The organism is Polyangium jinanense, assembly GCF_028435365.1.
Genome location: NZ_JAGTJJ010000014.1, coordinates 38,121 through 52,750, shown reverse-complemented (window position 1 = coordinate 52,750; position 14,630 = coordinate 38,121). Strand labels below are relative to the sequence as shown.

The window sequence follows — 14,630 nt, the reverse complement described above, 5'->3', positions numbered from 1 at the left end:
ATGACGGACGCATCGGAACGAGTGAGGCCGCAACGCATCCGCATCACGAAGCTGCAGGAGACGCAGGTCAGCGACCTCGTCGAGCTCGAGAAGGCCTGCACGGCGATGTACCACGACCTCGGCTTCGACGCGGCCGAGGTGCCGCCGCGAACCTGGAACGACATCGCGCACCTGCCGCGGCACCACAACGTCTTCGTCGCCGAGGCTGATCACGAGGTCGCCGGTTACCTGGCCTGGCGCGACGAGTCGCCGGGCGTCGCGTACCTCGAAGAGCTCTCGGTCCATCCGCGGTTCCAGCGCTTCGGCGTGGGGACGCGGCTGCTCCAGCGGTTCGAGGAGGACGCTCTGAATTGTGAGCGATATGACGTGATCGCGCGGATGTTCGAGAAGGCCACGTGGGCGCAGGCGTTTTACGCGCACCATGGCTTCGCGCAGCTCGGCGACCAGGCGTCGCGGAAGGTGCTCGGGTGGCGGGAGGAGCGCTCGGGTGGGCGTCCGCTGACGAGGCCGGGCGAGGTCCTGATCTGGAAGTCGTTCCGGGCGCAGTGACGTCCGGTCGGTAGGTCGGGACGGCGCCGCGCGAGGGGCGGGGTGCGCGAGGAGGACGCGCCGAGGGAGACGTGTGTCTTCCGGGCGAGGTCGGCGGGTCGGAGTCTGGGGCTGCTGCGTGGAGCTCGGCCGGGGCTCGGGTTGGTCCGCGGCCGGGTCCGGGAGGCGTCCGTCGCCAGGTCCGGCTCCGCGTCCACACCTGTCCTGAGGCGGATCGCGCAAGTTGACATAATGTATCTTATGCGAAATTTAGATGAGCCCGGAGGAGGGGGATCCGAGCCGAAAACCGGCCTGAAACCAGGCGTTCATCGGGTTCGTCTGGACACACGGCGGCCCCGCGACGCGCGCGTGCACCTCGGCCGCGTGGCGCGATCGTCAACTGCGCCCGTTCCGTCCCCGCCGTTCAGGCTTCGGGCGTCGACATCCCCCCGGACGCCCCTCCGCCCCCCGCGAGCTCGTCAGCCGCCCTTCACGCCGAGCCAGCTCATCGTCGTCTGCGCCGGTGCCGGCGTCGGCGGCATGACCTGGACGCCGAGGAACGATCCCCCGTTGCCCACCACGAACGCCCGCACGCCGTACGCGGCCGGCGTCATCGCGAAGCTGCCGCCCGGCAGGAGCCCGTCGATGAGCCCACCCGTCACGGGCGAAAACAGGAACAAGCCGTACCGCGTCGTCCCCACGAGCAGCGCGCCGGCCACCGGAACCGGCGCCGTGATCCCGCCCTCCGGCAGGTTCCGCCGCCAGAGCGTCCGCCCGTCGTTCGGATCGAGCGCCCAGAGACCTGTGAGCCCGCTCGCAGCGAACAGGATCCGCTGCCCAGGCACGGACGGGGGTTTGGGGGCGTAGCTCGGCTCGTCCGAGCGCAGCCCCCGAGCGTTGACGAGCGGCCCGGTCCGCGGCGCATGCTCCGGCTGCTCCCACAAAACGAGCTCCGTCACCCCGACGGCCTTCTCGTTCACCCACGCCCGCGTGCCGTTCTCCGCGTCGAGCGCGTACAGGCCGCCCGCGTAGCTGCCCACGAACACGACCTCACCCGAGGTGATCCGTGCCACCAACGGCGTCGTGTCGACGTCCAGATAACGCGGCGCATCACCGCCGGTCTGCTGCTCCGCCTCGGCCGCGAGATCCACGGCCGGCCACTGCTCCGAGCCGTCCTCGAGGTCGTACGCGAGCACCACGCCGTCCGAGAACGCCGTGTAGACCTTGTCCCGCCCGAGCGCCGGACCCGCGTACCCGGCGACCTCCATGCCGAACGCCGGCGTCCGGTGCTGGTGCCACTTGAGCGCCCCGGTCGCCGCGTTCATCGCGATCAGCGTGTCGTTGGCGTTGGTGACGTAAATCACGCCGTTTCGGAGAACCGGCTTCCGGCTCACCTCGGCGTTCGTCGAGAACCGCCAGAGCATGCGGCCGTCGCTCGCGTTCACCTTGTAAACCGCGCCGTCGTTCGAGCCGAAGTAGACGACGTTCTCGTCGGCGTCGAAGAGCGGCTCGCTCTGGACCGGCCCCATCGTCTCGAAGCGCCAGATCGTCGAGCCGTCCTCGACCCGAAGCGCGTAGAGGCCGTTGTCGCTCGACGGGACGAAGACGCGCCGGCCCGCGACGTCGATCGCGGGCTTGCCGCGCTCGTAGACCTCGGCTTGCTGGCGCGACTCGGCCGTCAGCGGCCGTCGATACGTGATCGACAGCGTGCCGCCCGGGTGGTGCAGCCACGTCGGGACCTGCGGCGTCGCCGGGATGCTCAGGCTCTCGCAGCCGAAGAGCGGGAGCGCGAGGGCCGCGGCGGCCGCGAGAACGCCACGGGAGATCGCGACGGGAGCCCTCACGCGTCCTTCGATCACGGCGTCCCGCCCTGCTGCTGGGCCGCCTTCTTCTGGGCTTCCTCGACCAAGCGCCGCGCCTTTTCCTGGATGTCGGCCGGCATCGGCGCAGGCGCGCCGCCCCCGCCGAACGCAGGCATCTGCGCGGCCGCGGCGGTCGGATCGATCTGGACCATCAGATCATGCACCGCGCTCTTGAGGTACTCGAGCGGCTCGGGCTCCTTGCTGGGCAGCGCGAGTTTGTCCTCGAGTGGCTTCAGGATCTCCTTCGCCTTGTCCTTGTTGCCCTTGGCGAAGAGGAGGCGCGCCTCGTGGTAGGTCGCGAGGTCCTTGTATCCCTTGACGTCGATGCTCGCGAGCTCCTTGAAGCTCGCCATCGCGCCGTCGAGATCACCCTTGCCCTCCTTGGCGTACCCGATGCCCTCGGTGGCGCGGCCCTTCACGTCGGGATCCGCGGCCGCGAGCGGCGACGAAAGCACGGACGCGTAGGCTTCGATCGCCTTGTCCCACTCACGTTTTTCGAGGTACGTGCCGCCCTGGCCGAGCCGCGCGAGCAGCGCCGCGCCCGTGCCCGCGTACTTGTCGATGACCTTGCCGTACGCGTCGAGCGCGGCCTGCGACTTCTCGGCCTCGTTCTTGAAGACGCGCGTCGGATCGAGCTCTTTCTGATCGTCGGGGCGCTTGTCCTCTTCCATCACGAGCCCGCGATTCGCAGCCACGCCCGAGAAGAGATCCGCCGAGGCGTCGCCGAGCTTCTTGTCGACGCGCGACGACCAGAACGCATACCCGCCCGCGCCGACGAGCGCCGCGAGGACCACCCACTGGAGGACCCCGACGTTCGCCTTGAGCCACTTCGTGAGGGCCGAGGCACTCCGCGCCAGCGCGTCGTCGACCATCTCGCCCGCGTCGAGCGAGCTCGCGACGGGGCGGCGCTCGGCCGCGTCCGCTTGCTCGCGGCGTCGCTTCAGGAGCTCCTTGGCGCGCGCGTTCTTGTCGCGAGGCAGCGCCGCGTCGTCCTCCGCAGCCGCCGCGCCACCCACGCGCTTCTTGCGCCGCGCGAGTGCATCCTCGCGCCTGCGCGCCGCGCGGTTCGGCTTCGCAGCCTCTTGCTTCTCGTCCTCGTCGGGCTCCGCAGCCGCGTCTCCGCCCTCGATCGAGGCGTCTTCTTCGCCCGCGACGCCGAGCGCGGCGGCGACGCGCTGCGCGGCCTCGTCCGGCGCTTCCTCTTCGGACCCCGACGCGCGCGCCTTCGAAGGCTCGTCGTCCCCCGCGCCCTCCGCCTCGCGCGCGTCCTCGTCCTCGCGCTTCGCGCGGCCCTCTTCCGACTGCTTGTCCTCTCGCGACACGCCCGGGACTCTAGCCGCGCCGCCCCCGGCGTCAATCGGCCTCATCGCGGTTTCCGCGGGACTTCGCGTGCCGTTCCAGGGCCGCGCGGAGCGCCTCCGTCCCCTGCCCGTTCGTGACAAAAGTCACGGATTTTGCGGAGGATCTCCGTCGGTCGAGCCCTCGCCGCCCTTCTCGGGCGTCCACGGCTCGGGCGGCGGCGGAGGTAGCTCGGCGACGAGCGGGACGACCGCGCAGGCCGAGAGCTCCACGTTCTGCGTCGCGTAAACGACGAACTCGCCGTGTTGACCGGGGCGCACCTTCACCGCCGCGGGTAGCGGCGCGAAGACCTCCTGGGGCTTGTCGCCCGGCGGGACGTAGAGCGTCGCCGCGGTGCGCGCATCGAGCTCGGGCGCGCGCTTGGGAACGAGGCCGCCCGTCTCGCGATCGCCGCTGCTCACGAGGCGCCGCGTCCCCACGCCGAAGCGGATCTCGCCGGGCCGGTCGTCGTTCGAGCGCGCGCGGCAGAGGACCCGCAGCGCGTCGCCGCTGCCGTCGGACTTCGGCACGACCATGCCGACCGAGACGCCGCTCCGCCCGAATCGCCTGAGCTTCTCCAGGTCGCGATCGCGCGGGCCGCCGACGAGCTCGAGCACGTCCGCCTGGAGCGCGATCCGGAGACCGTTCGGGAGCGGATCGGGCACGCCGAGCAGGCGGATGAGCGGGGCGCGGAGCTCGGGGCCGGCGCCGAGCGCGACGAGCGCCTCGGAGAGCGCCACGCGCGCGTGCTGGTAGCGCTCGGTCGCGAGGTGCTCGGCGAGCGCGGGGCGGGCCGCGTCCTGGCCGATCGCGGCGAGCGCTTCGGCCACATGCGGGCGCAGGCGTACGTCGTCGAGGGCCGCGATGAGCACGGGCAGCGCGGATTTGGCGCGGATCTTCGCGAGCGCCGCGACGATCTCCTTCGCCCGCTCGAACGAGAGGACCTCGCGCTTGTCCGCGCGCTTGCCGTACGCCTCGCGGAACCACGCCACGAGATCGTCCTCGCCGCGGCCGTCGCCGCCCTCGGCGAGCGCGAGCGCCGCGAGGCGCCGCCACTTGGGATCACGATCCTCGAGCAGCTCGCGCGTGCGCGGCGCGCCCTCGCCGAGCCTCGTCAGCGTGAGCGCCGACCAGCGCCGCACCTCGTCGTCCTCGTCCCGCACGAGCGCGAGCCGCATCGTCGGCGAGACCTCGGGCCGTTGGAGGTCAAACAACACCTCGGCGGCCTTGCGCCGGATGAGCACGTCCGCGTCGTCGAGCAGCGCGGCGACGTCGAGCGCCGCGTCCGCATCCCCCGCGATCCCGCGCCGCAGCGCCTCGGGCCAACCCTTGCCCTCGCTGCGCAGACCGGCGATCTCGTACCGCCCGTGCGAGGCCTCCACGCCGCGGAGCTCGTTCCGCATGTCGGCCATGTCCGCCGCGCGCGCGCCCGAAAGATCCCGCGTCTCGGCCGGATCCCGCTCCACGTCGTAGAGCGCGCAGGCGCCGATCCTTCGAGCACAAACGAGCCGGAGCGAACCACGCGCCAGCATGGTCATCGTCTCGGTTTCGGCGAACGCGAAGCCTCGCGCGTCCTCCGGGCTCGTGGCGGTGCCCGCGAGCGCGCGCCCGAGATCCGCGCCGCGCACGCGCGCCGGCCGCGGGATGTCGAGCCCCGAGAGCACGGTCGGCAAGAGATCGACGAGCTGCACGGGAGCCGTCACGCGCCGCGGCGCGAAGAGCCCCGGCGCGTGCACCACGAGCGGGACGCGGACCTGCTCCTCGTACACCGTGGTGCCGTGGTAGCGGCCGCCGTGATCCTGGAACTCCTCACCGTGATCGGCGCTCACGATCACCACCGCGTTCGGCCGGCGCGCGCGCACCGTGGCGAGGATCGAGCCGAGCCCCGCGTCCGCCGCGGCGATCTCGGCGTCGTAGCGATCGATGTCACGATCGCCGAACGGGTGCTCGGGGTGCGTCTCGTAGGGCTCGTGCGGCTCGAAGAGGTGCACCCACAAGAAGACGCGGGCGTTCTTGTCGACGCCGTCGAGGTACGTCTCGACCTGCTTGGCGCGGCGATCGGCGCTCGCGAACTCGACCTTGCGGTACTCGAAGTCGAGGCCGCGCTCGCGGATCGGGCCGAAGCGCTCGGCATCGATGAAGAAGACCGCCGGCGGGAAGAAGGCCGCGGTCTTGTAGCCGTAGCGGCGGAGTTGACCGGCCCACGTCTCGGAGTCGGCGCCAAGGCCCTGGAGCACGAGCGGGCGGATGTACTTGCCCGTCATGAGCGAGGTGACGGCGTACGAGGTGTGCGGCGTCGGCGTGTACGCCCGCTCGAAGACCACGCCCTCGGCCGCGAGCGCGTCGATCGTCGGCGTGGTCTTGCGGCCGTAGCCGTACGCGCCGACGTGATCGGCGCGCAGCGCGTCGATCGTGACGAGCACGATGTCGCGGCCCGCGAGATCCACCGCGCGCCCCGCCTGCCCTTGGTTCACGACGAGCGGCGTGTCGTCGAGCGGCGGCGGCGGCGAGAGCGCGGCCGCGATCTCCACGGCGTTCGCGAGCACCGGCGCGCGCGTCAGGTACACGAGCCGCACGTTGTCCGCAGGCGCGAGCCGCTCGGCCGCCGAGGGCGCGACCGCCGCCGACAGCGCGAACAAACCGAGCGCGAGCGCCGCACGCGCGAGCTTCATGCCGAAGGGCGCGATCGCTCCTTCCGCATCGTCCGTGGCCCCAGGCCGTACGCGTCGCGGCGCATCCCAGGCGACCGGGACGAAGGGCGCGAGCAAGAGCACGAGCAGCGCGAGGCCACGATGAAACGCCGGATAGAGGCGCGGCAGGACGAGCAGGTTGACGAGCTCGACCGCGAACATCAGCGCGATCACGCCGAGGAAGACGCCCAGGCTGAACGTGCGTCGCGGCTTCGGCGCGAGCGCCCGCGCGACGAGCGGCCCGAGCACGAACGCGCCCGCGAACGCGACCCCCGCGACGATGCCCACGAACGGCGCGCGGAGAGGCCCTGACAGAAGGCGCCCCGTGGACACGCCAAACGCCACGGCGCCGGCAAATCCCGCCGCGGAGAGCGCGAGACCGATCCGACCCCATCGCCCTTCCGCGTGGCGTGCGCACTCGACGATCACCCCGCCGATCGCCGCGGCCGGCGCCGCCGCCGCGAACGCGATCGGCCAGAGCTTCCAGAACGCGAGCGTGAGTTCGTGGAGCCCGACGAGCTCACGCCGGAAGACGAGCCCGACGACGACCAGCTCGACCAGCAGGAACACGCCGATCGCGAGGTAGCCGTCGGCGATGCGCCATCCGAGCGGAAGATCTCCCGTCCGCGCGCGCGGCCGCACCACGCTCGCGCCGTCCCGGTCCGGCTTGGGTGCCGAGACCGCGAGCCGACCCTTTGCGCGGCTCGGTCGGGGCGCGGCGGGCGGGACGTGTGCGCCCTCCCCGCCGCGGTTCGTCATGCGTAGGTGATCTCGAGGATCTCGTAGGTACGCGGCCCGGCCGGCATGACGACGCGGACCTCCTCGCCGACCTCGCGGCCGATGAGCGCGCGCGCGAGCGGCGAGGACACCGAGATGCGGTTCTGCTTGATGTCGGCCTCTTCGGGCCCGACGATCTGGTAGACGACTTCCTCGTCCGTATCGACGTTCACGAGCTTCACGCGCGCGCCGAACTGGATCTTGTTGCCGCTCAGCTTGCTCGGGTCGATGACCTCGGCGCGGCTCAACGTCTGCTCGATGAACGAGATGCGCGCGACGATGAGGCCCTGACGCTCCTTCGCGGCGTGGTACTCGGCGTTCTCCGACAGGTCGCCGTGATCGCGGGCCACGCTGATGTCCTTGACCACCTGCGGGAGCTCGATCTTCTTGAGCCGCTCGAGCTCCTCGCGCAGCCGAGCTTGCCCTTCGGGCGTCATGGGCACCTTTTCAGACATCGCAACACCTCGACAAAGACGCTCGGACATGCCGAGCCGAACCTTGGATCCCCTTTAGCATGTTCACGCCGAAGCCGCGCCCACCGTCAGGTGGGGCCACGCCAGCGCACGATCCGCCGCGGCATCGCCCGCCCGGCGTCACGCGCCGCGCGCAGAGCCGCCTTGACCAACGCGGCGCCTGCTTTCTCCAGACCCGCGACGTCCACCCCAACGGCTGCGCCCTCGATCCGCGCCGTCACGTTCGCCCGCCCCTCGGCGCCGCCCTCGCTCGTTTGCTCGACACGAACTTCGAGCGGCAGGTCCGCATCGGGCAGGTGCGCAAACCCCCGGTACGTCGCGCCTGATTCTTCCTCGGCCGCGCGTTCCAGCGCGTACCGCACGCCCGCCGTGGGGCGCCTCTGCGACGCGTCCATCCGCTCTAGGTTCCCTGCTTGTTCGCCGCTTTTTGCGCGTCGAGCTCCGAGAGGAACCGCTTCGCCGTCACGGCGAAGGGCCCGCCATACTCGTCGAGCACCTTCTTGAAGACGACGCGCGCCTCGTCGGGCTTGTTCATCCGCATGAGCGTCTCGCCCTTGAGCACGAGCGCCTCGGGCTCGAGCGCCGATCCGGGGAAGAGCTTCAGCGCGTGATCGATCCGCGCGATCGTCGCCGGGTAGACGTCCTGCCGCAGGTAGAAGCGCGCCACGTAGAGCTCGTGCCGCATGAGCCGACCTTGCACGGCGTCGTGCATCTTGCGCACGTCCTCCGCGTAGCGGCTCCGCGGGTTGTCGCGCAGGAACGCGCCGAGCTCGCGGTAGGCTTCGAGCGCCGTGCCTTGATCACGCTCCTCCTGCGGCGGCAGGAGGAACGTGTCGTCGATGTCGCGGAAGAGCGACTTCGCGATGCGGTAACGCGCGTACTCGACGTCGCGATCCGTGCGGTGGTTCTGGATGAACTCGCGGTACGCCGAGACCGCGTCCGCGTACTTCTCCTGCTCGAACTCGACGTCCGCGATGCGCAGCTCCGCGAGCGTCGCGTACCGGCTGTACGGAAAGAGCTTGCGCACCTCGGCGAACAGGGCGCGCGCGTCTTCCCAGGCCTTGCTGCGGTAGGAGCGCATCGCCTCTTCGTAGGCGGAGCGCGCGTCGTCCGTGTAGGTCAGGGTCGCCTTGCGTCCGTCGCCGACCTGGAGATCACACCCCGCGGCCGCGAGGAGAAGCAGAGGCGCGACGAGGCCGAGGGCCCGGGCGAGCCTCGCCGAGGGCCTCGAAGACGTCGAACCGCAGACCTTGCCCATCCCGCGCTCCGTAGCCCTTTCGCGGCCGGCGCGCCAGTGCTTCCTGCCCCGCCGAGAGGCAGGTATGGATAGGTGCGGCATGGAAAGCTCGTTCGTTACGCCCCAGGCGCCCCCCGGCGAGGCCCTGGGAGCCGCGGTCGCCCCCACCGTCCTCGTCGTCGACGACGAGCGGAACATCCGTCGCACCCTGGATCTCGTCCTGCGCGGCGAAGGCTACGAGGTCATCGAAGCCGAGAGCGGCGAGCAAGCCCTGGAGATCCTCGCGAACGGCGGAAGGCCCGTCGACCTCGCGATCATCGATCTGCTCCTGCCCGGCATGGGCGGCCTCGAGCTGCTCGAGCGCATCCGGCGCGACGAAGCCACGAAGAGCCTGCCAGTCGTCGCGATCAGCGGCCACGCGACGGTCCACGACGCGGTGAAGGCCATCAAGCTCGGCGCGGGCGACTTCTTCGAAAAACCCGTGAGCCGCGAGCGCGTGCTCGTCAGCGTCAAGAACGCGCTCTACTCGTCGGAGCTCGCGCGCAAGGTGCGAGATCTCGAGGCGGAGCTGCTCGCGCGTTACGAGATGATCGGTCGCGCGCCGGTGATGCAGAAGCTCTACAAGGAGATCGATCGCGTCGCGCCAACGAAGGCGAGCGTGCTGATCACGGGCGAGAGCGGCACGGGCAAGGAACTCGTGAGCCGCGCGATCCACCGTCTCTCGCCGCGCATCGCGGGCCCCTTCGTCAAGGTGAACTGCGCGGCAATCCCGCGCGAGCTCATCGAGAGCGAGCTCTTCGGTCACGAGCGCGGCGCCTTCACAGGCGCGCAGTCGCGCAAGCGCGGCTTTTTCGAACAAGCGCACGGCGGCACGTTGTTCCTCGACGAGATCGGCGACATGGAGCCCTCGGCCCAGGCGAAGGTGTTACGCGCGCTGCAATCCGGCGAGATCAGCCGCCTCGGCAGCGAGCGGACGCTGCAAGTCGACGTGCGCGTGCTCGCAGCAACGAACAAAGATCTCAGCCGCGAGGTTTCGGCCGGCCGTTTCCGCGAGGACCTCTTCTTCCGTCTCGCAGTCTTCCCCATCCGCGTGCCCTCGCTACGCGAGCGCAACGAGGACATCCGTCCCCTCGCCGAAGCCTTCATGGCCTCGTTCTGCAAGGAGAACGGGCTCAAGACGAAGCGCATGGATCCAGCCGTCCACGCCGCGCTCGAACGTCGCAGTTTCCCCGGCAACGTGCGCGAGCTGAAGAACGCCATCGAGCGCGCAGCCATCCTCTCGGGCGACACAGTCACGATCGCCGACCTGCCCGAAGATCCGCACGCAAGCCCATTCGACGACGATCTCCAAACCCCCGAAGCGCAGGATCCAAGCGAGCCCATACGCACGCCCCCAGGCCCGCTCCCGTCTTCGATCGAGAACATCCCGCGCACAGAAGGCGGTCGCCGGCTGACGCTACGCGAGTTCCGCGATCAGGCCGAGCGTCGCTACATCATCGAGGTGCTGCAGAGTCTCGAATGGAACATCTCACGCGCCGCGATCGTCCTCGGCGTCGAGCGCACAAACCTCCACAAGAAGATCCGCGCCTACGACATCCGGCGGGGATGACCGGAGCGTAGCGCCGGGGTTTCACCCCGGGCCCGACCAGGGGCTATCCGCCCCTGGACCTGGACCAGGGCAAGCCCTGGACCTCAGGGGGAAGAACTGCGCGATGCGCAGTTCTTCCCACAGGCCGGTGGCAAGACCAGAAACAGCGTTGCCAGTCGCGGCGGTTTTGACTGGCAAGGTCGTTGCCAGTCTTGCCTCGGCCTGTTCGATGAACTGCGCATCGCGCAGTTCATCGACGAAAGGTCCAGCGCTTGCGCTGGTCCGGGTCGAGGGGCGGACAGCCCCCGCGGGGTCCGGGGCAGCGCCCCGGCGCGGCGGCCTCAGGGCCGACCGGCGCCCCCCACCACGAGCGGCGCGATGATGTCGGCCACGCTCTTCGCGAGCAGCGGCGCACCTGCCCCGCTTCGCGTCGATGCCTCGCGCAGGACGGGCTCCGCGATGAAGATCGCGAACGAGACGTAGTCGTAGAGCCACTGCGCGAGCATTGCTTCCGCTTGATCGGGGCCCACGAGCATCGCCACGTTCTCGATGATCTGTCCGTCGTCGAGCGTCCCGTCCGGCTTCGGTCCTGCACGCATGAAGAGCGCGTCGTAGATGCCCGCACCCGTCGCGAACGAGGTGAGGTGCTGCCGGACCTCGTCGCCGCGCTTCACGGCGTCGACCTCGCGCATCACCATCGACATCGCCTCGTTGAAGAGCGCGACGATCGCGGCCGGCCCGGTGGGCCGTGGCGCGCGCACCGTCACGCAGCCTCCTTGCACGAGCTGGAAGATCTGCCGCGTGACCTCGAACTCCCCCTGCCCCACCGCGCGGCAGATGTCCGCCACCGATCGCACGCCGTCGATCGCTCGGTAGACCTGCGCGAAATCGCCGTCGTTCGGCGGAGGCCGATCCGGCACGCGATCCGGCACGTGCTCGGCCGACGGGATGCGCTCGCGGAAGTAGCGCATCTCGTCCATGCGCCGCACCGCTTCCATCAGGAGGCCACTCACGGGCACGTTCTGTCGCGACGTCAGCCGCGCCTCGTCGAAACGATCGAGGAAGTAGAACATCCCGCTCTCGGCGCGGATCACCGCGTAGACGATCTCCTCGACCTGCCGGCCCATGAGCTGGAACAACGTCTCGCGCGAGATGTGCCCCATGCGCACGGCCATCTCGCCGAAGCGCACGTCGCCCGTCACGGCCTTCGCCACCTCCTGGAGCTGCTCCAGCGAGAGCGCGCCGTACCGATAGAGCACCTCGCCGAGCCGCTCTCCTTCAGCGCTCGAGTACGCGCCCACCACCGCGCCGTGCTCGAAGAAGATGCTCCGGTTCGTCGCGCCGTCGTAGATCGCGAGCTCGCCGGTCCACGCGCTCTGGCCGATCATCGACACGATGTCGCAGAGCGCGCTCGCGCTCGTGATCTCGCCGCAGAGCCGGAGGCTCCCTGCTTCGGGCGCGTCCGCGCGACGCATGACGACCACGTGCGCGGGTGCCGGCATCAGTCGGAACGCGCCTTGTCGCGCGCGCATCCGCTGGCTTGCCAGCTTGCCGACTGGGTGCGCCGTACCCGTGCCGTCCACGCGCACGAGATCGTGGCCGTCCTCGCCCATCTGCTCGGTTTATAGCAGGACACGAGCGGAACATGCCTCGGCTTTCCGCGGGGATGGCCATGCTACCGTGCTCCCCGTGACCGCCTCCCCCGATCCGATCGCCTCTCCCCAGGCGCTCTCGGCTGCCCTTGGCGGGGCGCGCTACCTCTGCGACCCGGCCACGGCCCTCTCCCTGTGGCTCGCCCTCCGCATGGAGCGCCCGCTCATGCTCGAAGGACCCGCGGGAGTCGGCAAGACCGACCTCGCCCGCGCCGCCGCCCAGGCCCTCGGCCGACCGCTCGTCCGGCTCCAGTGTTACGAGGGCCTCGACGAGGCCAAGGCCCTCTACGAGTGGGACTACGCCAAGCAAATGCTCTACACGCAGCTCTTGCGTGACGCGATCGCCGCGGAGACACACGGCGCAACCATCGCTGGGGCCGCGCAGATCGTGGCCAAGAGCGAAGCCTCCTTCTTCACCGAGCACTTCCTCCTCTCCCGCCCGCTGCTCGCCGCGATCCGCAACGATGCGCCCGTCGTCCTGCTCATCGACGAGGTCGATCGCGCCGATCCCGAGTTCGAGGCCTTCCTCCTCGAAATCCTCTCCGAGCTGCAGGTCACCATCCCCGAGCTCGGCACCTTCCGCGCCAAGCACCCACCACTCGTGCTGCTCACGACGAACGCCACGCGCGAGATGACCGAGGCGCTCCGCAGGCGTTGCCTGCACGCCTTCCTCGACTACCCATCCTCGTCACGCGAGCTCGCGATCCTCGAGCTCGTCGTCCCCGGCATCGATCGCACGCTCGCCTCGCACCTCGTCGCGTTCATCGGCGAGCTGCGCAAGATGGACCTCCGCAAAGCGCCCGCCGTGAGCGAGACCCTCGACTGGGCGCGCGCGCTCGTCCTGCTCGGCAAGAGCAAGCTCGATCCGGACCTCGTCCAGGGCACGCTCGGCCTCTTGCTCAAGCACCAGGAAGACAAGGTCTCCGTCGAGCCGCGCCTCGAATCGCTGCTGACGCGCGCGTCGGAAGGGTGACGTCTCGCCGGGGCGCTGCCCCGGGCCCCGCGGGGGCTACGCGCCCCTCGACCCGCGCCAGGGCAAGCCCTGGACCATTTGGGGAAGAACTGCGCGATGCGCAGTTCTTCCCACAGGCCGGTGCAAGACCAGGGACGGCGTTGCCAGTCGCGGCGGTCTTGCTTGGCAGCGTTGCTCGCCGGTCTTGCCTCGACCTGTTCGATGAACTGCGCATCGCGCAGTTCATCGACCACGGGTCCAGCGCTTGCGCTGGTCCGGGTCCAGGGGCGGATAGCCCCTGGTCGGGTCCGGGGTGAAACCCCGGCGCGACGCCCCTTACGATCCACTGCGCCCCTCGGGTACCTTCGGGCCCATGACATCCGCGCCGGCGACCTACACCTGGTCCTACCTTCTCCAGGTGGTCCCCTTGCCTACCCCGGAACAGGCTGCCCTCTACGCGATCGATGTTCCGCCGGGCGAGCTCATCGAGCGCGGCACGCGTATTCGGAGCGAGAAGATTCTCACGGATCTCGTGCGTATTGGCGGCATCGCGGCGGAGTTCTGGCCCAAGACCACGCTGGCGCAGAGAAAGCTCCTCCTCGGGTTCTCCGATGCGCTCCTGCGTGTCTTCGTGCATGCGGGCAAGAAGCTCGCGGATCTCGTGGAGCAACGGAACCTCTCCGTCGAGGGACGCGAGCGGAACCGCGCTGCTGCTGTTGCGATTGCCGAGACGACTTATGCCGAGGGGATGGCTGAGCGGGAGCGCCTTGCGACCACGCTCGAGGGCGTCGCGGACCATGCGCCTGGCCTCGCCGAGCGGGTGGACAAGGCGCGGAGCCGCGTCGTCGATGCGCAGACCCTTGCTACCTCGCTCGCTGCGCTCGTCGCGCTCGCGCGTGATCTCGTTGCCGAGGGAGGGTCCAAGGTGGCGCTTCAACTCTTTGATGGGGGGCTCACGGCTGAGGACCTCGATGAGAGCGAGGCGCTTGCTGGCCGCGTGAAGTCGACCAGCGAGAAGGCTGCCGGCGCGCGCACGCAGGGCGGCGTCACGCAGGCGGAGCTCGATCTGCAGGATGGGATTTGCCTGGCGTACATGGAGCGGGTGATGAAGGTGTGGAATCGCGCGCACGAACAGGATCCTTCGATCCCGCAGCTCTTGCCGATCACCACGCGGCGGCTGCTTGGCACGACGCGGCGGCGGGCTGCTCCGACAGAGCCGGCCTGACGCACGGTCACACTGTCGCGGGTCATGGCGGACCTGTCGCGAGCCATGGCGGACGCGTCGCAGGTCATGGCGCATACGTCGCGAGCCATGGCGGACCCGTCGCGAGCCATGGCGGACGCGTCGCAGGTCATGGCGCATACGTCGCGAGCCATGGCGGACGCGTCGTGAGCCATGGCGGAACTGTCGCGAGCCATGGCGGACGCGTCCCGAGCCATGGCGGACGCGTCCCGAGCCATGGTGGACGTGTCCCGAGCCATGGCGGATCCATCGCCAGGCCATGGCGGATCTGTCCCGAGCCATGGCGGATC

11 protein-coding genes are annotated in these 14,630 nt (G+C 70.1%); 4 read left to right on the top strand and 7 right to left on the bottom strand.

From position 1 onward, the window contains the following. Window positions 1-549, top strand: a complete 549-nt coding sequence (locus KEG57_RS23530; protein ID WP_272423114.1) for a GNAT family N-acetyltransferase — start codon at window positions 1-3, stop codon at window positions 547-549. A gap of 458 nt (window positions 550-1,007) precedes the next feature. Here the strand turns inward: KEG57_RS23530 and KEG57_RS23525 are convergent, their stop codons facing one another. The 6 genes from KEG57_RS23525 to KEG57_RS23500 all read right to left on the bottom strand — a co-directional run bounded on the left by KEG57_RS23525 (window position 1,008) and on the right by KEG57_RS23500 (window position 8,926). Next, window positions 1,008-2,372: an outer membrane protein assembly factor BamB family protein gene (locus tag KEG57_RS23525; protein WP_272423112.1), complete on the bottom strand. Its 1,365-nt coding sequence runs from the start codon at window positions 2,370-2,372 to the stop codon at window positions 1,008-1,010. An 11-nt stretch (window positions 2,373-2,383) separates the two neighbouring features. Then, a complete protein-coding gene (locus KEG57_RS23520) occupies window positions 2,384-3,712 on the bottom strand; it encodes a tetratricopeptide repeat protein (RefSeq protein ID WP_272423111.1) in 1,329 nt (442 codons plus the stop codon). A gap of 123 nt (window positions 3,713-3,835) precedes the next feature. Then, on the bottom strand, window positions 3,836-7,177 hold the full coding sequence (locus tag KEG57_RS23515; protein ID WP_272423108.1) for a sulfatase-like hydrolase/transferase: 3,342 nt from the start codon (window positions 7,175-7,177) through the stop codon (window positions 3,836-3,838). Beyond that, on the bottom strand, window positions 7,174-7,650 hold the full coding sequence (gene greA, locus KEG57_RS23510) for a transcription elongation factor GreA (protein WP_272423106.1): 477 nt from the start codon (window positions 7,648-7,650) through the stop codon (window positions 7,174-7,176). The genes KEG57_RS23515 and greA overlap by 4 nt, the downstream gene beginning before the upstream one ends. Window positions 7,651-7,736: 86 nt before the next feature. Next, window positions 7,737-8,063 (bottom strand): hypothetical protein, encoded by a 327-nt coding sequence (locus tag KEG57_RS23505; protein ID WP_272423104.1) that lies wholly within the window; start codon window positions 8,061-8,063, stop codon window positions 7,737-7,739. 5 nt (window positions 8,064-8,068) lie between these two features. Then, a complete protein-coding gene (locus tag KEG57_RS23500; protein ID WP_272423103.1) occupies window positions 8,069-8,926 on the bottom strand; it encodes an outer membrane protein assembly factor BamD in 858 nt (285 codons plus the stop codon). Between the two features lie 79 nt (window positions 8,927-9,005). On the opposite strand from KEG57_RS23500, the gene KEG57_RS23495 reads away from it, so the two are divergent. Continuing rightward, window positions 9,006-10,514 (top strand): sigma-54-dependent transcriptional regulator, encoded by a 1,509-nt coding sequence (locus KEG57_RS23495; protein WP_272458810.1) that lies wholly within the window; start codon window positions 9,006-9,008, stop codon window positions 10,512-10,514. 320 nt (window positions 10,515-10,834) lie between these two features. Here the strand turns inward: KEG57_RS23495 and KEG57_RS23490 are convergent, their stop codons facing one another. Beyond that, entirely contained in the window at window positions 10,835-12,106 is a 1,272-nt protein-coding gene (locus KEG57_RS23490; protein ID WP_272423101.1) for a DUF4388 domain-containing protein, read from the bottom strand. Between the two features lie 76 nt (window positions 12,107-12,182). Here KEG57_RS23490 and KEG57_RS23485 point away from each other — a divergent pair, with 76 nt between their 5' ends. Then, window positions 12,183-13,118: an AAA family ATPase gene (locus KEG57_RS23485; protein WP_272423099.1), complete on the top strand. Its 936-nt coding sequence runs from the start codon at window positions 12,183-12,185 to the stop codon at window positions 13,116-13,118. A gap of 352 nt (window positions 13,119-13,470) precedes the next feature. Then, entirely contained in the window at window positions 13,471-14,322 is an 852-nt protein-coding gene (locus tag KEG57_RS23480) for a hypothetical protein (RefSeq protein WP_272423097.1), read from the top strand. The last annotated feature ends 308 nt before the right edge of the window (window positions 14,323-14,630 follow it).